The 17361-nt window shown below is 54.0% G+C and carries 18 protein-coding genes and 1 pseudogene; 5 read left to right on the forward strand and 14 right to left on the reverse strand.

Going from position 1 to position 17361, the window contains the following annotated elements; translation table 11 throughout:
* From ABJD00_RS04080 to ABJD00_RS04115, 8 genes are all read right to left on the reverse strand, one after another.
* The coding region (locus ABJD00_RS04080; RefSeq protein WP_413857771.1) for an IS6 family transposase at positions 1-446 on the reverse strand (446 nt) is incomplete at its 3' end.
* Positions 447-477: 31 nt separating this feature from the next.
* Positions 478-729: a VapE domain-containing protein gene (locus tag ABJD00_RS04085; RefSeq protein ID WP_413848432.1), complete on the reverse strand. Its 252-nt coding sequence runs from the start codon at positions 727-729 to the stop codon at positions 478-480.
* Positions 730-735: 6 nt separating this feature from the next.
* The gene (locus ABJD00_RS04090) at positions 736-1518 is read right to left on the reverse strand and encodes an SDR family NAD(P)-dependent oxidoreductase (RefSeq protein ID WP_413848434.1); all 783 of its coding nucleotides are present in this window, start codon (positions 1516-1518) and stop codon (positions 736-738) included.
* A gap of 22 nt (positions 1519-1540) precedes the next feature.
* Complete coding sequence (locus ABJD00_RS04095; RefSeq protein ID WP_413848436.1) at positions 1541-2299, reverse strand: SDR family NAD(P)-dependent oxidoreductase; 759 nt, start codon at positions 2297-2299, stop codon at positions 1541-1543.
* A 24-nt stretch (positions 2300-2323) separates the two neighbouring features.
* The gene (locus ABJD00_RS04100; RefSeq protein ID WP_413848438.1) at positions 2324-3136 is read right to left on the reverse strand and encodes an ABC transporter permease; all 813 of its coding nucleotides are present in this window, start codon (positions 3134-3136) and stop codon (positions 2324-2326) included.
* 6 nt (positions 3137-3142) lie between these two features.
* Positions 3143-3994 carry an ABC transporter permease gene (locus tag ABJD00_RS04105; RefSeq protein ID WP_413848440.1) on the reverse strand — a complete coding sequence of 284 codons (852 nt, stop codon included), beginning with the start codon at positions 3992-3994 and terminating at the stop codon, positions 3143-3145.
* Between the two features lie 25 nt (positions 3995-4019).
* Positions 4020-5177, reverse strand: coding sequence for an ABC transporter substrate-binding protein (locus ABJD00_RS04110; protein WP_413848442.1), 1158 nt, complete (start codon positions 5175-5177; stop codon positions 4020-4022).
* Positions 5178-5213: 36 nt separating this feature from the next.
* Positions 5214-6353, reverse strand: coding sequence for an ABC transporter ATP-binding protein (locus ABJD00_RS04115; protein WP_413848444.1), 1140 nt, complete (start codon positions 6351-6353; stop codon positions 5214-5216).
* A gap of 115 nt (positions 6354-6468) precedes the next feature.
* On the opposite strand from ABJD00_RS04115, the gene ABJD00_RS04120 reads away from it, so the two are divergent.
* Entirely contained in the window at positions 6469-7251 is a 783-nt protein-coding gene (locus ABJD00_RS04120; RefSeq protein WP_413848446.1) for a helix-turn-helix transcriptional regulator, read from the forward strand.
* Positions 7252-7373: 122 nt separating this feature from the next.
* Here the strand turns inward: ABJD00_RS04120 and terL are convergent, their stop codons facing one another.
* Positions 7374-7763 (reverse strand): phage terminase large subunit, encoded by a 390-nt coding sequence (terL, locus tag ABJD00_RS04125; protein WP_413848448.1) that lies wholly within the window; start codon positions 7761-7763, stop codon positions 7374-7376.
* An 82-nt stretch (positions 7764-7845) separates the two neighbouring features.
* Positions 7846-8553 (reverse strand): annotated as a pseudogene (locus ABJD00_RS04130) (IS6 family transposase).
* Between the two features lie 85 nt (positions 8554-8638).
* Here ABJD00_RS04130 and ABJD00_RS04135 point away from each other — a divergent pair.
* Positions 8639-9395 (forward strand): IS5 family transposase gene (locus tag ABJD00_RS04135; RefSeq protein WP_413848450.1). Its coding sequence is split into 2 segments (ribosomal slippage): positions 8639-8964 and positions 8963-9395, totalling 759 coding nucleotides; the frame shifts between segments, so codons are not numbered across the junction.
* A gap of 135 nt (positions 9396-9530) precedes the next feature.
* Here the strand turns inward: ABJD00_RS04135 and ABJD00_RS04140 are convergent.
* Genes ABJD00_RS04140 through ABJD00_RS04155 form a run of 4 tightly spaced genes read right to left on the reverse strand, consistent with a single transcriptional unit; the run spans position 9531 to position 13610 of the window.
* Positions 9531-10877: an aminotransferase gene (locus tag ABJD00_RS04140; RefSeq protein WP_413848452.1), complete on the reverse strand. Its 1347-nt coding sequence runs from the start codon at positions 10875-10877 to the stop codon at positions 9531-9533.
* A gap of 11 nt (positions 10878-10888) precedes the next feature.
* A complete protein-coding gene (locus ABJD00_RS04145) occupies positions 10889-12157 on the reverse strand; it encodes an NAD(P)/FAD-dependent oxidoreductase (RefSeq protein ID WP_348420361.1) in 1269 nt (422 codons plus the stop codon).
* Positions 12154-12408, reverse strand: a complete 255-nt coding sequence (locus ABJD00_RS04150) for a hypothetical protein (protein WP_413848454.1) — start codon at positions 12406-12408, stop codon at positions 12154-12156. The genes ABJD00_RS04145 and ABJD00_RS04150 overlap by 4 nt, the downstream gene beginning before the upstream one ends.
* Positions 12405-13610: an aromatic ring-hydroxylating dioxygenase subunit alpha gene (locus ABJD00_RS04155; protein ID WP_348420362.1), complete on the reverse strand. Its 1206-nt coding sequence runs from the start codon at positions 13608-13610 to the stop codon at positions 12405-12407. Before ABJD00_RS04155 ends, ABJD00_RS04150 begins: the two co-directional genes overlap by 4 nt.
* Positions 13611-14074: 464 nt before the next feature.
* Here ABJD00_RS04155 and ABJD00_RS04160 point away from each other — a divergent pair, with 464 nt between their 5' ends.
* The 3 genes from ABJD00_RS04160 (at position 14075) to ABJD00_RS04170 (ending at position 17361) form a co-directional block, all read left to right on the forward strand.
* A complete protein-coding gene (locus ABJD00_RS04160; RefSeq protein WP_413853687.1) occupies positions 14075-15181 on the forward strand; it encodes an extracellular solute-binding protein in 1107 nt (368 codons plus the stop codon).
* An 87-nt stretch (positions 15182-15268) separates the two neighbouring features.
* Entirely contained in the window at positions 15269-16411 is a 1143-nt protein-coding gene (locus ABJD00_RS04165) for an ABC transporter ATP-binding protein (RefSeq protein ID WP_413848458.1), read from the forward strand.
* The gene (locus ABJD00_RS04170; RefSeq protein WP_413848460.1) at positions 16408-17361 is read left to right on the forward strand and encodes an ABC transporter permease subunit; all 954 of its coding nucleotides are present in this window, start codon (positions 16408-16410) and stop codon (positions 17359-17361) included. The genes ABJD00_RS04165 and ABJD00_RS04170 overlap by 4 nt, the downstream gene beginning before the upstream one ends.

Below are 17361 nucleotides of genomic sequence, written 5' to 3' on the forward strand. Positions count from 1 at the left end.
AACGCCGCGCCGTAGGAGCCCAGTAGATCCGTGACGAATACATCTGGACAACCATGCTTACGCATTGCTTTCTTTAAGAATTGCAACGCAGCCTTCTTGTCTCGCGTCTTCGTGACGAAGCTCTCGAGGACTTCGCCCTCGCGGTCCACGGCGCGCCAAAGATAGTGTCTCTCGCCGTTGATCTTCACGAACATCTCGTCCAGGTGCCAACGCCACTTGCTTGATTTCATGCCTTCGATCCAGCGCTTTCGGAGCTCCGCAGCAAACACCGGGCCGAACCTATTCCACCAACAACGGACAGTTTCGTGGCTGACATCGATCCCGCGTTCATGAAGCAGGTCTTCGACATTCCGCAGCGAAAGTGGAAACCGGACGTACAGCATCACTGCAAGACGAATGATCTCGGGACTGGTTTTGAAGTATTTGAATGAGGCGGGTTTGGTCATGGAAGAAAGCTATGCGACCGCCCTACCCTGCTCAAGCCAAGTTATTCTGACAAGACCCCTTCAAGTATGAACTGGCATCTTTAGTGTTCGTGGGTGGGAGGTGGTCTCCGAACCAGGACTTACCGAACAATAATGCGACGGCGGTCGATTTGAAGGTGCCTTGAGCGCCTTCCAGCACCAGCATCGTGTCAAGCTTGCACCCGGGCTGGTAGGCTCTGGCGACCGCCCCGATGAAAAACCGGAATGAGATTGCATCGTGGTATTCACCGTCTGCGGCCCCCATGGGGTATCAGCCCTTTGTATACCAGCCGTTGTCAACGTAGAGCGCGTGGCCATTTACAAAACTGGCATCATCCGACGCCAAGAAAGTCACTGCTGCGGCAACCTCTTCAGGCTCGCAGATGCGACCCTGCGTTGCAGCTAATTCACCATCTTCCCATGTCTGCCCGGCATCATCCAACTCTGCGATTTCGCGCAAGCCGTGTGCTGTCTTTACGAAGCCCGGGCAAACGGCATTACACCGAATGCCCTGCTCTCGATACTCGACCGCAATTGTACGTGCCAATTGCAGGACCGCCCCTTTGGACATGCAATAAAGTGCCTCGAGGGCATAGCCGAGTTCGGATGCAATGGACGCCGTAATCACAACAGAACCGCCGCCATTCGCGACCATCTCCGGAAGAGCGCGCCGACAAACCAAGAACGCAGAACGGACGTTGATGTCCATCAGCCGATCATAGTCTTCCTCTGAGCTGTCGTGCAGGGGTTTGACGATGATCGTGCCTGCGTGGTTAAATAATATATCATAAGGACCAACGTCCGCTCGAATCGCATCAAAAGCGCGCTCGACCTGATCCGACTTCGACACATCCGTCTGATAAAAGTGCCCGACACTTCCGGCTTCCTTGATCATCGACAGTGTCTCTTGCGCGGCTGGGCCCTGAATATCAAGAATGACCACACGCGCACCCTCGGTCGCGAAAGCAAGAGACGTTGTGCGCCCAATGCCGGCAGCACCTCCCGTTATAACGACAGTTTTACCGGCAAACCGGTTTTTGGATCTTTCGCTCATGAATGGCTCCTAGGTGTTGGCGTCAAATGCATTCACCTCCGTCAATCACCAAGGCATGACCCGTCATGAAGGATGATCTTTGCGAGGCAAGAAACACGATGCTGTCGGCGATTTCCTCCACCGTGCCAAAACGACCCATCGGGATGGTATTCTCGACATATTCGTCTAGCTTTTTGCGTCCGCCCATCTGGATCTCAAAGCCACGGTTGAACGGGGTGTCGATGAACCCCGGACAAAGTGAGTTGAACCGGATGTTTTCCTTTGCGTAGTCCGCGGCCATCTGGCGGGTCATCGCAAGGATTGCATGTTTGGTCGTAGCGTAGGCGATCATTTCGCGATCGTATTGCACGCCGGAATTGGACGATGTGATGATGATACTGCCGCCGCCCTGAGCACGCATCGGTGCGATGGCCGCTTTGGCCGCAACAAAGTGGGCGCGTACGTTTAAATTCCACGAGGCGTCCATGTCCGCGACTGCGACTTCTTCCAGCTTACCTTCGATTTGCAGCCCTGCGTGACTGTGCAGAACATCAATGCGCCCCTTGAAAGCCGCAGCCTGCGAAATGGCGGTGCCCAAAGCGGTGTCGTCGGTGACATCCAAGGTCATGGCTGCAGCCGCATGCCCTTCGGCCAAAATAGTCTCAACCACAGAGGCGGCGGCGGCCCCGTCGCGATCGCTAACGAAAACATGCGCGCCCTCCCGTGCCATAGCGATAGCGCCTGCAGCTCCGATTCCTGACCCTGCGCCCGTGACAAACGCGACCTTGTTTTCAAGCTGCACTCTGCGTTCCTTTCAAAAAAGCAATCATTGTTTCGCGCTGCGCCGCAAGATGAGCTGGGCGATCACCAATAGAATCAGAGAAGCCATCATCACCATCGTGCCGATTGCATTGACCTCCGGCGTGATGCCGCGACGAATAGATGAGAAAATGTAGATCGGCAAAGTTGTCTCGGACCCCGCCACGAAAAAAGCGATGATGAAATCATCGAAGCTGAACGTGAAGCTAAGGAGGAAACCCGCCAAGACTGCAGGCGCGATGAGTGGAAGTGTGATTTGGCGGAATGTGCCAAATGGTGTTGCATAAAGGTCGGCAGATGCTTCGCTAAGGGCACCTTCGATGCTGGAGAGGCGGGCCCTAACAATGATGATGACGAGCGCCATCGTGAACATCGTATGCGCGGCGATCAGTGAACCCATGCCCATAGATAGGCTGGGTGGATTTTCACTCGTAGGCCAAATAGCGGCCAGCCAAGGATTAACCACGCCAAAGATCGTGACCAATGCGATCAGTGTGGCGATCCCGATGACGATGCCAGGGATCATCACGGCGATATAAATAATTGCATCAAAGAATGCGCGAGCCGGGCCGCGAATACCTTGCAAACCAACTGCGGCAAGTGCGCCAAGGATACTGGCAATGCTGGCCGATACGAACGCCACAAAAAAGCTGTTGCCGAGTGCGTCCATAACGAATGGATTGAAAAGCGCGCGCCCATACCACTGGGTCGAAAACCCCTCGAATTGGCTGGCGCTGCGTCCTGCACTGAAGCTGAATAGCGCAATGATCGCGATGGGCGTGTAGAGGAAAACGTAGACACATATTGTGTAAATGCGCATGGGGCCTCACATCAGCGGCGCGTCATCGCGCTGAACACTCAGCCGCGAAATGAGACGCATATAGATAGTGACAGTGACCAGCATGATTACGATCAACATGACCGCAACGGCGGACCCGTAAGCCCAATTGCGCGACTGCAGGAACAGATCAACCAGCGCATTGCCGACGAAGAACACCTTGCCGCCCCCCAGCAGCGCCGGGATCAGAAATTCGCCCATCAGTAGGATGAATACCAACATACAGCCCGTCGCGATCCCCGAGATTGACATCGGCAGCGTGACCGTCAAAAATGTGGTGAGCGGTGACGCACCAAGGTCAGACGCGGCTTCAAGTAGTCGTTTGTCCAACCGATCAAGGCTGACATAGATCGGGAACACCATCAGCGGTAGGTAGCCATAAACGATGCCGATCAGAACTGCGAATTGGGTGTTGATCAACCGCACATCCTCAATGCCGACGACCTCTAGCAAAGACGGGATTCCGCGCCCACCAAGGATGAAGATCCATGCATAGCTGCGGATCAGAATTGAGGTCCAGAACGGCACGATAACCAAGACCAACAGCATGGTTTTCCATTTTTTGGACGTACGCACCGCCAGTTGATATGCCAAAGGATAGGCAATCAGCAAGGCAGCCAGTGTGCCCAGTGGGGCCAAGAACAGTGTGTTTTTGAAGGCCGTGAACCGCGCTGGCAGATTGATGTACTGCTCAAAGGTGAAGGCCGGGACATAGCCGCCAGAAGGCGCGCGTTCTCCGAAACTAAAAACAAAAACGACAGAGAGCGGCAACACTAACATCACAAGCAGCCAAGCACCCGCAGGGGCCACCAAGAGCCAGTTTCTTGCGCGTTGTGTCATGTGGTGCCGCTCTCGTTTTACTGGATCAGGCGGATTTGAAACGCGCCATCAACTCGGCCCGGTTCGGGTCGGTCAATGTCTGTGCCGCGCCGAACTCCAATGCACTCAGCAGCTCTGCTGCGGGGTAGAGAATTGGATCATTCAAGATCTCTTCCGGCAGCAAATCATTCGTTCGGCTGTCCGCGACAGGATAGCCATGCGCCATGACTTCACGTGCGTTCACCTCCGGATCAAGCATGAAGTTGATCAGCGCATATGCGGCTTCAATGTGCGGCGCACCTTTGGGAATGGCGTAGTAGTCGCTCCACAGTTCTCCACCCTCTTTGCCCAGGATGTACTCAATCTCGGGAATGTCGGTGTTCAACTGCTTGCCGTCGCCAGTCCAGCAAATCGTCATCCACGCGTCTCCGGACCGCATGCTGGGTTGGTAATCTGAGGAAATCGCGAACAGGTGCGGTTTCACGTTGATCAACAGTTTCTCAGCGTCGGCAAGTTCTGCTTCATCAACGGAATTGAACGAATAGCCGTGATAGTTCAACGCCGCACCGATGGTGGTGAGTTGATAGTCATGCACCATCGTCCGGCCTGAGAAATCATCCATTGTGCGGTCAAAGAAATCCTTCCAGCTGTCCATTCCTTTGCCGCCGGTTTTGCTGGTGTTCAGCGCAAATCCCGTGGTGCCCCAATTCTTGGGCACAGCGTACAAAACACCGTCGACGGTACCCGCATCAGAAAAACGTGCTTCGAATGCAGCGGGATCGTAGTTCGGCAGTTTGGATACATCCAAAGGCTCAATCAGGCCCTCTTCAACATATGTGGTGATTGTGTAGTTGGTCGGAACATAGACATCCCAACCACTGCCACCTGCTTGTAGTTTGGCGAGCATCTCTTCATTGGAGCCGAAGACATTGACCTGCATGAAAGCGCCGGTCTTATCCGTAAACATATCGAAATTGGCCTGGTCATGGTAGTTTGGCCACGTCGCCAACACGACGCGATCACCGATGTGGCTTTCCGCAAAGGCAGGCGTTGCGCGCAAGCCCGGCAGCGCCGACCCCATCACCGCAGTTGCGGCCCCCAAGCCAGTCACGCCCAGAAAGTGCCGTCGGCTGACAGATCCTTTCTGATAGCGGCGCAGTTCTTCCATGAAGTTCTGTTTTGAGATTGAGTCATTGTTCGACATTGCGTTGTCCTCCTGGTTGAAACGTTTCTCTTTGGGTTACGTGTAGCTTAGTATCAAAGCGGCATCCGTGGCCCACCGAACCCATGCAGTGTCCCCGTTTTTTAGTGTGTCGGCATCGCCGTCTGCCTGTCGGGGTGCGAGCACAGAAATTTTCCCAAGTCTGCTATGGCGAACCAAGTATTCAGTATGTTCGCCAAGAAAAATTCTATTCTGCACCGTGACTTCTAAGGCGTCAGGCATCGGCAGTTTGGAGAGACGAATTTGTTCAGGGCGAACGCTCATCCACGCGTGCGTGCCGGCGGTTAATTTGTCGCCAAGTATGGCGTTGTACGTTCGCCCATCTTGAAGGGCTATCTGCGCAGTGGCGTCCAGGCTTGCGACAATATCGCCTTCGAAAAAGTTCGAGGTTCCAACAAAATCAGCGACATACCGGCTTTGCGGATGGTCATACAGTTCGCGCGGCGTGCCTATTTGAACGATCTCCCCGGCGCGCATAACGCAGACACGATCACTCAGTGACAGAGCTTCTTCTTGATCATGAGTGACCAAGACAAATGTGATGCCAAGCTGGCGCTGCAAATCTTGCAGCTCAATCTGCATTTCTTTGCGCAGCTTACGGTCAAGGGCGGCCAGTGGTTCATCCAACAAAAGTAATTTGGGTTCATTCACAATTGCACGCGCCAAAGCCACGCGCTGTTGTTGTCCACCCGACATTTGCCAAATGCGTCGATCCTTGAAATCTGTCAACCTTACTGTTTCAAGCGCACGACTGACCTTTTCGTCAATCAGCTTCCGCGCCAGTCTGGGTCGCTTTTGTTTCAGACCATAGGCGATGTTTTGGCCCACAGTTAGGTGCGGAAACAGCGCATAGCTTTGGAACACCATATTGACAGGTCGTTGATGCGCGGCCTTGTCGGACACGTCGTTACCATCAATTAAGACAGTGCCCGTCGTGGGCGTCTCAAAACCCGCAAGCATACGCAGCGCTGTGGTTTTCCCGCAGCCCGATGGCCCTAGAAAGGTCAGGAATTCACCGGCTGCGATTTGAAGGTCGACGTGTCTGACTGCTTGGACGTCTCCGTAGGACTTCGACACCCCGTGCAGCTCCGCGACGGGTGCTGAAACAGACCCAGTCTCTGACGAATCATACCCTTCAGGAGAAGACATTTGGGTCATTTTCGTCTTTCAAACTATATCCCTCATCATGCCTTAGAAGGAAACTTTTTGCTTTTTATGTAAATATTCTTTTTGTTATATGCTTTATCGACTATGGGTTGAGGAAACTGAAATTATGCCGATCAGCAATGCAAAAGTGGGCGAGATCATCGAACATTTGGAAAGTGAGTTGCTGCCTGAGATTTTGGCTAGTGCTCTAAAATCTATAGTCGAATTCGACTTCGTTGTGATCTTTGGGTACGTTGGCTCTTCGCGACCGCTCGCGCTTTATGATGACTTCACACCGGCGCGCCGGGTGATGCACGTGGATGACTACCAAGAGGGCCCTTATCTCCTTGATCCCTTTTTTCTGGCAGCAACAGCGGGAATCCTACCCGGCCTTTGGCGCCTAAGTGAGATCGCGCCTGATCGATTCTATCAGGGCGAATATTTTCGGAGTTACTATGACCAGACGGGTCTCGCGGAAGAGGTCGGGTTTCTTGTAAACATTCACGAAAACCTGACCATCGTCATTTCTTTGATGCGGAGGACGCGCAAATTCAGCAAGTTAGAAATGAAGGCGCTTCGCAGTGTTTGGCCAATCATCGACGCTGCCTGCCGCAGGCATTGGCGGGACACAGAAACTGAAGCCCCAGAAGCGAACGCTGTTGCTGACATCACTATAGAACGCGCTTTCCGTGGCATTGGCGAAGGCGTATTGACCCCGCGCGAACGGGAAGTTGTGGAACTTACACTTCGCGGGCATTCCGCAGATGCACTTGGAGCATTGCTCGGCATTTCCTCAGGCACAGTCCGGATACATCGCAAGAACATCTACACGAAGCTGCGGATTAGGTCGCAAGGAGAACTATTCTCGGTATTTATCTCGGCTCTGACTGGCTCACCTGCCAAAGACTAGGTTTCACAGTGTTGGCGTGCGTCAGGTCCGAACACTTTGAGCAAGCGGTTCTGGTAACTTTGATTGGTCAAGATGACTTATTCTGGACAATCCTCGTTGGAAATCGCCTACTTCATCCACTCTTACAGTTGCCGCCGGTCTCGGTTAGCGTTGCGTTCCCTGCTTTTCAACCTGAGCGGGCTGTCGCGCGGAAGCGCCCGCCAAAACCCATTGCCTTTCGACCAATTGAGAAACTGGCTGAAGCTGTCCACCTGATCATCGTTGCGACCACGTGGGAAGCTCTGAAGTTCGCGTTTGAAAGCCGCCAACCAAGGCGCCTCTACCGGAAGGAAAACTCTCCCTTCTTCCACAGGTGCGCAAGCCGCACTGAAGCGGATTTCCTTGTCTCTTTCCGGTGTCACGCGATTGAAGCGTTTGTCATCTTGGAAGAGTTCATGCAGCAATGGCCTTCCGGTCGCAGCGTCCTCAATGAGGACTTTCTCCGGGTCCCAGCGATCAGCCAGCTGGTTCAAGGAATCTAATGGTTGACGATGACCCGTTGGGTGCTGTCAGACGAATTCGAACCAGTCTCAGTTTACCGCAGAATGCCTGAACCTATCCTGAACAAAGCTGGCGCCACTCGGTGAGGGCGGCGGTTCGGTTAACTTTAAAATTATTTCTGTTGTAGAGATGGCGCTCCTGGTTGAAATGGTTGTGAACTGAAGAATGGACGGCGGCGAATTTCTGCAAACATCGCATTTGTCTGAAGCGGAGAATGGCGCGTTCTCATCGTCGAAACGGCAGGTGAGAATTCTCGGCCCGATTGTTCAACCAGCGGCCCGTTTCTTGCCTTTCCGCGTTGCCAATGATTTTAATTGCTGCGCCATAGGAACGCAGTTTGTCGGTCACGATGATTTCAAGTTTTCCATATCGTTTAATTGATTTTCTAAGGAATTTCAATGCCGCTTTCTGGTCACGGCGCTTAGTCACGTAACTTTCCAGCACCTCGCCCTCATGATCGACAACCCGCCACAGGTAATGTGTTTCGCCGGTGATCTTCACGAAAATCTCGTCCAGATGCCACTGCCAGTTGGAATATGCGCGCATACGGCTGACCCTGTTTCTGCGGATCTCAGCCGCGAACATTGGACCAAATATATTTCACCAGAAACGAACCGTTTCGTGGCTCACGTCGATCCCACGCTCGTGCAGAAGGTCCTCGACGTTTCGGAGCGAAAGCAGAAAGCGAACGTACATCATAACCGCCAAGCGAATAATTCCTGGACTAGTTTTGAAATAGCGAAAAGGGGAGCGTTTTCTCATCACAGCAGGCTAGGCTCCAGACCCATTAATCGGCTTGAGGCCGTCAGGCCTGTATGATTCAAGCTCCCCAAACTGAGGGGGGTTTATGAGCAATCTTTTCTGGCTGACCGAGGATCAAATGGAGCGGCTCCGTCCATATTTTCCGAAGAGCCATGGTGTCCCACGTGTAGATGACCGGCGTGTGCTAAGTGGTATTATATTCATCAATCGCAATGGCTTGCGATGGTGCGATGCCCCTAAAGAATATGGGCCACCCAAGACACTTTATAACCGCTGGAAACGGTGGAGCGACATGGGGGTTTTTGCGAGGATCATGACGGGACTGGCAGCCGAGGCACCTGACAACAAGACGATCTCAATCGATGCAACCTACCTCACAGCACATCGCACGGCATCGAGCCTGCGGTTAAAAAGGGGGACGCGGACGTCTGATTGGGAGGACCAAAGGCGGTATGAACACGAAGTTGCGTGCCGTTACGGACGCAATTGGACGGCCGATCCGGTTCTTCATGACCGCAGGCCAGGTCAGCGATTACACCGGGGCCAGGGCTTTGGTGAGCAACTTGCCATCGGCAGATTGGCTGCTGGGAGATCGGGGATACGATGCTGATTGGTTCCGCAAGGCCTTGATAGACAGGGGAATAACGCCCTGCATTCCCGGTCGGAAGTCACGCGCCAAGCCCGTCAAATACGACAAGCGTCGCTACAAACGGCGGAACCGGATTGAGATAATGTTCGGTCGCCTGAAAGACTGGCGCCGGATCTCCACCCGATACGACCGTTGTCCTAAGGTTTTCCTATCTGCGATTGCGCTCGCAGCAACCGTTTTGTTCTGGCTCTAAATTAGCGAGTCTGGAGCCTAAGAAACGGCCCTGCCCGGCTCAAGCTGGTTTAGTCTGACAATGCCTCGCCGACACCTTAGGCCCGGACGGTTCATGTGCGTTGAAAACTACGATGCCGAACATACCGCTGCACGATCAGGTTACAGCCTTTATCGCCCCCTCCAGAACATAGAACATTTCATCAATTTGCTGAGGCGAAATGACCAAGGGCGGTGACATCACACACATGTTGATGAGCGGGCGCAGGACAAGCCCCTTCGACTGACACGCGGTGTCAATTTTTGCGCCCAACTCATAATCCTGATCCAGCGTACCATTCTTGCTGCCGCCGTAAGAGCATTGAATGCAGCCCATCAGCCCCGTCCCGCGTGTATCCACGACAAGGTCTAGGTCCGCCAACCCGTGTAATCGCGCCTGAAACTGTGGCGTGACCTTGCGGACATGTTCAAGGATGCCTTCACGCTCAATGATATTCATGCTGGCCATGCCCGCAGCCGCACTCACGGGGTGGCCCGAATAGGTATACCCGTTCGAGAAAACTGCGCCTTGCCCTTTGTCACCTGACACGCTGTCGATCAACCGGTCGGAGAATATCGCCGCACCCATCGGAGCGTATCCCGATGTCAATCCTTTGGCGCAGGTGATGATGTCGGGCTGAATGTCAAAGACATCTTTGGACGCGAACCAGTGCCCCAAACGCCCGAAGGCTGTTACGACCTCGTCTGAAATATACAGAACATCATGGGCATGACAGACCTCGATGCAGCGTTTGTGATAGCCTTTTGGTGGAACGATCACCCCACCCGATGCCAGCACAGGTTCAGCGATGAACGCGGCGACGTTCTCTGGGCCTAGGTCAAGAATAGCGTTCTCCAGATCAGCGATCTTTTCGTCCAGAAAGTCATCGACGCTCTGGTCTGGACCGCGCATCAGCGGGTTCACATCCGGCAAGAAATGCGCGAGGCCGTCGGGCTTATCCAGCCACAAGCGGTCACGCTCTTTCCCGCTGACCGCCGCCGACAGATAGGTGCTGCCGTGATAGGCTTTTTGCCGCGAGATGATTTTTTTTTTGGTCGGCTTTCCAAGCAAGTTGTTGCGAAAGTGTACAAACCGAATGGCGCTATCCACGGCCGTGGACCCGCCCGTGGTAAAGAACACATGGTTCAGGTCACCTGGCGCGCGTTTGGCAATCTCGCGGGCAAATTCGGCGGCGACTGTATTGGTGTTATTGAAGGGCGAAAAATAGGCCAGCTTGCGGGCTTGATCTGCCATCGCATCGGCAATTTCATCGCGCCCGTACCCCACCTGCACGCACCACATCCCCGCAGGACCATCAATGAGCTTTTGGCCTTTGTCATTGGTGACATAGACGCCATCGCTTGTTTCCAAAAAGGCACGTTCATTTTGGCCCATATCGCCCATGCCTTCCCACGGGTGCATGAAGTGATCGTTATCCCAATTTTTTACGTTGGTGTTTTCCATATCAAGCTCCGTTAAGCGGTAGAGTATAAAGGGGGTGCAGCGACTTGCGCGATGACTTTGGCAGCGGCACGTTGGCCGCTGAGGTACGCGCCGTGCACTGTTGAATATGTATGGGGCATTGTGGCTTCGCCCGCAAAGAAGAGTTTGTCTGCAACAGGTTCCGCCAGAATGGGACGCGCGCCCGCGCAACCGGGTTTGGCGTAGCTGTAGGATCCGAGCGTATTCGCATTCGCGCGCCACGCCGTTTCATCCGTTGTCTTAATCTGTCTGGTGATGTCATTCCCAAAGGTCGCGCGCAACGCTTGCATGCAATACTCAGTGGCTGCACCCTGCCCGTCACGTTCCAGTGCATCAGCAAACCGTCCGGCCACAAACCCGACCGCAAGGTTCGATCCGCAAAACCCGAACAAAATCGAACAATACCCATCATCACCCGACTGGTGCTCGACCATCTCGCCTTCGGTTGCGCCGTGCCACGACGGGTGGAACTCGATGCCGATTTTGTTCAGCAACCCGTTGGGCAGCTGGTCGATGGCATCGCGTTTCGCGGCGGCCAATGCCGGATTAAACTCAATAGCTTCTGATGCTAGAACGCCTGTTGAAACAGTCACAATCACATGACGTGCCTGCAACGTGCCAACCGTCGATGACACCGTGACGCCGTGTCCTGAATGATCAATCTTTTGAACGCGGCAATTGTGTTGAACGCGCACGTCCCCGTGCACACTTTGAATAAGCGCGCCAAACCCGCCACCAACCAGCCAATCCCCCTCGGCATCGTCGTAGTTGTAGCTGTCACGTGCTGAGGTCACATCCCCATCTCCACCTAGGTGCTGCGAAATATGGTGCAGGGCCGTATCGCGCCACGGTGAAGGAGACGCGCAATCTAATATTGTTGCGTCGAGATTTGAGGCGCCGCGCACATTAATCTCGGGCCACATACGCTCTATATAGGACGCGTATTCAGCGACATCATTGCGAGACAGATCATGGCCTTGCACATGGACATGTGTCGGGATCCAATCCTTCTTGTGCAGGACAAATCCCTCATCCTCAGCAATGCGGGCAAGAGGATTGATCGTCGCAGAATGAAGCCACGATCCACCGCGATCAAAGGGCTGTGAAAACGTCGCATGATCTGTCACGCAACGGCCACCAGAATGGGCAGCAGCCTCCAGCACAGTCACCTCCAGACCCGCGGCTTTGAGGGATTTCGCCGCAGCCAATCCAGCCACACCTGCACCTATCACGATGACATCAGGGTTTTGCGGCGCGCTCATGCGTCCATACCGTGGTGAGATATTGGGGGGATATCGACACCTTCGTGACGGGCCATAGCAATCGGATCTTCATGGTCAAACTTGCTGCATGCGCGGTAGATTTCCAACATCGAAGCGGGCATTGTGTGTTGCGCATAAAAATACATCGCTGCGCCATAGCGGGAGGCACCAGACCCAAGCCCCCCTATCGCTTGATGCAGCAACGCGATTTGTAGGTCATCAAAGTGATTTGGAGGAGACAGGGCCGTCATCTATCGATCTGCGCTTTCAGCGATGCGTTCAAACCTGCGACATCGCGTTCGCTCGGTGCGTCTACAACGGTGTAGACTGGCAAAACACGGCGCAGGTGATCGTGATGGCTGCGCACGCCGTATTCCAGATCGGAAAGGTAGAACCCCTCAAACGCGCTTGAGGCCATCGCTTCGTTCGACCAGATCGTCAGCTGGATGTCTTCGTCGACCGTCTCGCGATCAATTCGGGCCGACAGATACCGCGCGGCGCGCTGTTGGCGATCCTCGTTACGGTTGCGGTAGGTGGCGCTGCGCAACACGGTTTCATTAACTGAGCGCGGGAATTCTTGGTAAAACAGAACCGTCTCGGGCGTCATCGCGATAACGGAGTTGGGGAATATCCCGTAGTAGACCCAGGCTTGATGTTGCTCTTGTGGCAAGTGGTCTTGCGCTTTGGATATCTTTTTATAATTTCGCACAGTCCAGCGTCGCCCTTTGGTTGGTGTGTAATTCCCAACCGCACGCGACACCCCGTCGACATATGGTTCATCCTCATACGTAAACCCATAAAGATCCTGCAAGGCTGGATGCGCCATCGCGACATGGTACCCCTCGTTGTCTACATCGCGCACAGACTTCCAATTCACCGGAGAAGCTTCGGTCCAGATCCCATCTGTCGGGACGTGATCCGCCATTTTATATCCTGCCGCCTCCGCTTCAAACGGGGCGAGAAGTTCGGCCAACGATGGCTGTGGTCCGGGCTTGAAGCGCATGAACACAAAGCCGTTCCAGATCTCCATCTCAACTGGGGGCAATGCGAATGCGTGTTTGTCCATTTCAGGAAAGGTCTCTGGTCTGGCTGCCCCCCTCAGGGTTCCGTCCAGATTGTAGACCCATCCATGAAACGGACAGATCAGCGCGTTGGGGCATGTTCCCGCCCCGCTTGTGACCAGACGTGATCCACGGTGACGACAAATGTTCTGGAACGCCCGCACATTCCCGTCAGCCCCTCGCAAAACGATCGCCCTTTCGCCACACAGATCAAACGTGCGAAACGATCCCGCGTGCGGTATATCGGACACATGACACGCAATTTGCCAGTGCGTCTTGAACAGCTCTTCCTTTTCCAGCTTAAGCAATGCGGCACTGTGATAGGTCCAGCCAGGTAGGCCCCTGCGGTCCCAGTTATCCGGGATGCTGGTGTCGCGTATTTTCTGCTCCATCCGCTTGATCCTATCTGCGCATTCTATCTAAGATCAGCACTTTCTGACCGGGCGGTGACCCGAATACCCATGCCAATTGTGATTGGCGCCTGCCCAAGTGGCACGGCCGCTCCGCTGTGATTAGCCAGAAAATCGTGCATGTCGTCAAGCATCACTGACTGAACAAACAGTCAAATTACTCTCAGACAATGGTCCTAAATGACGCTCATATCTCAATAAAATATAACAATCTTTCCCTCGGTAGAAAGACCCACCCGCCCTCCATTGGCGAGCGCACAAGCACGTCGGCGTTACTTGACTCAATAGAATTCATCCGCATACCGTTCTGAATGACCGTTCAGAATGACCGTTCAGAAAGTCAAATCAAGGCGATGGGTCTGGGGGTGTTGTCCGTGCCAAAGTTGGTTGCGGACCGGCTGCACCAAAATGCCCAAAAACGCCAAAACAGGGAGAGAAGCAAAGTCATGGAAATCAAAGGTATTGCAGCGTCAACGATCGCTGCGTCCGTACTAGCGCTTGTTGCGACCGGGGCCGTTGCGGAAGACAGAGTCCTTAAAGTCACCAACTGGGGCGAGTACATAGGCGAAGAGACCATCGCCAATTTTGAGAAAGAATACGGCATCAAGGTCATCTACGACCCTTACGATTCATCGGAATCGATTGATGCGAAACTGCTGGCGGGCAACAGCGGCTATGACGTTGTCAGCCATTCCGGTGGCGATGTTGCGCGATTGATCCGTGCGGGCATTGTCGCCCCGCTGGACAAGTCAAAGCTGGACAACGTTCAACACATGGACCCTGCCCTGCTAGAGCAACTTGCAAGTGATTGGGATCCAGGCAACGACCACTTCGTGCCGTACATGTGGGGCACGCACGGTGTAACGTACAATAAGGAACTGGTGCTGGAAACGTATCCAGATGCGCCTATCGGTTCAATGGATATGGTGTTTGATCCTGCACACATGGAAAAGCTGGCGGCCTGCGGCGTTTCCTTCCTCGATTCCCCCGGCGATATCATCCCGATGGCTTTAGCCAATCTAGGATTGGACCCCAACTCGACCAATCCAGATGACTACAAAGCCGTCGGTGAAATGCTGGCCAAAATTCGACCTTTCGTGAAAACCTTTGACAACTACGCCTACCAGCGGATGCCACAACGTGAGTTCTGCGTGTCGGTCACTTGGGGGCCAGACGGCCTGTTGGCCATGTCGGGTGCCGAAGAGGCAAATACCGGCGTTGTGCTCGACTTCTTTTTGCCCGAAGGTCAGGGCGCTGCCCAGTTATGGATTGACGGGTGGATCATCCCCTCAGACGCCAAAAACGTCAAGGACGCGCATCTGTTCCTTAACTACATGATGCGACCAGAAGTGGGCGCGGCTGATACGAACTTTGTCTGGTACGCGACTGCAAACCTAAGTGCCCGCCCGTTGGTGGATGAGGCCGTTATCAACAGCCCCGCTGCATTCCCAACCTCGGATCAGGTCGAGAAGATGTACACAACAGCGGTTCTGCCTCCTCGTGTGGAGAGGTTGCAAACGCGTACATGGACCGACTTCAAGGCCGGCAACTAATCAGGTCACCAAACCTGCGGCATCGGCACCTTGAAACGGGTGTCGCTGCCCGTGCACTTTCTCTGGCAATAGAATTCGAGGCCCAGATTGACTTCAGTTGAGACCGCCAGCGCAACACCCTGGCTTGACCCAGACGGTCGCACGCCCCTTGTCCAGATCAAGGGTGTTACCAAAAAATACGACGACGTCACAGCTGTTGATAATGTTGATCTGGACATATTCCCCGGTGAATTGTTTTGCCTGTTAGGCGGATCAGGATGCGGAAAATCGACGCTGCTGCGCATGTTGGCAGGGTTTGAGACGGTCAACGGCGGCTCAATCAGCATTGACGGCGTGGATATGGACGACGTGCCCGCCTACGATCGCCCCACGAATATGATGTTTCAAAGCTATGCCTTGTTTCCGCACATGAGTGTCGAGAAGAACATCGCCTTTGGGTTGCAACAAGACCGCATGGGCAAAAGTGAAATCAAGGATCGCGTCCACGACATTCTGACGCTCGTTGAATTGCAGGACTTCAAAAAACGCAAACCGCAGCAATTGTCCGGCGGGCAACGCCAACGTGTGGCATTGGCGCGCGCATTGGTCAAAGAGCCCAAGCTTTTACTGTTGGATGAACCGCTTGCCGCTCTCGACAAAAAGCTGCGCAAACAGACGCAGTTCGAATTGGCCAACATTCAGGAAAAGGTTGGCGTGACTTTTGTTGTCGTGACCCACGACCAAGAAGAAGCAATGTCGCTGGCCACGCGCATGGCTGTGATGGACGCGGGTCGCTTCAAACAGATTGGCACCCCGACAGAAATCTACGAATTCCCCGAGTCCCGCTTTGTCGCCGACTTCATCGGGTCAGCCAACATCTTTGAGGGACGCATAACAGAAGACAGCGCCGATCACGTCCGCGTCAAAACCGAAGTCTGTGAAGTTTTCATCGACCACGGGGAATCCGTGATACTGGGCAAGAAAATCTGGGTTGGCCTCAGACCGGAAAAGATACGCCTCAAGAAAACAACCGAACCTGCGAACGGCGACAATCAAGCCAGCGGGATCGTCGAAGACGTCGGCTATCTGGGTGAATCCTCCATTTACAAAGTCACACTGTCGAATGGTCAGATCATCGACGTGACTGCGCCGAACAATCTCCGCCCTATGTCGCGTGAACATGGCATCACATGGGATGACCACGTCACGATCAGCTGGGAGCCATCAAGTGCGATGCTGCTAAGCTCATGAGCGACACGACACCATCCGTTATGCACGCGCCGCGCCGCTCGCTGCACAGGGGCATCATGCGCAGGCTACAAAAGCGCTGGCAGTTCGTGGTCATCGCGATCCCCTTTGTTTGGTTGCTGTTCTTCTTCCTCGCGCCCTTTCTGATTGTTGGTAAGATCAGCCTTGCTGAGCTTGCGATTGCCAGCCCGCCATTCACTAAGATGATCGAATGGGCGGATGGGGGAATCGTGACGATCAGGATCGTCTTTGATAACTTTGCCTACATCTTCTCAGATGATCTGTACCTCAACACCTATCTGAACTCGCTCAAGATCTCGATCACATCGACTTTGCTGTGTCTGCTGTTTGGCTACCCGATCGCCTATGCGATTGTGCGGTCGGGGCCTGTGGCCAAACCGATCTTGCTGTTTTGTATCATCTTACCGTTTTGGACGTCGTTTCTGTTGCGCGTCTATGCGTGGATGGGCCTGTTGGCGGATCAAGGTACAATCAATAACCTGCTGCTGGCCATCGGCGTGATCGATGAACCTATTCGCATGCTTTATACCGAATTCGCTGTCTATATCGGTATTGTCTATACCTACATGCCCTTCATGATCCTGCCTCTGTATGCCAATATGGAAAAGCTGGATGGTAGCTTGAATGAAGCGGCAGCCGATCTTGGATCGCGCCCGACGAATACTTTTTTCAAAGTGACCCTTCCGCTCACAATGCCGGGCATCATCGCAGGTTGCCTTTTGGTCTTCATTCCGGCGACGGGTGAATACGTTATCCCTGACCTTCTTGGGGGCGGCAATGTCCAGATGATTGGCCGCGTTTTGTTCAACGAGTTTTCCAGAAACAGCGATTGGCCCGTCGCCGCCGCCGTCGCCATTGTCTTGCTGCTGCTTCTCGTCATTCCCATGATGGTATTCCAGTACTATCAAGGCAAGGCGTCGGAGCAATCGTAA

Source organism: Tateyamaria sp. (genome assembly GCF_039945315.1).
Taxonomy (GTDB): Bacteria; Pseudomonadota; Alphaproteobacteria; order Rhodobacterales; family Rhodobacteraceae; genus Tateyamaria.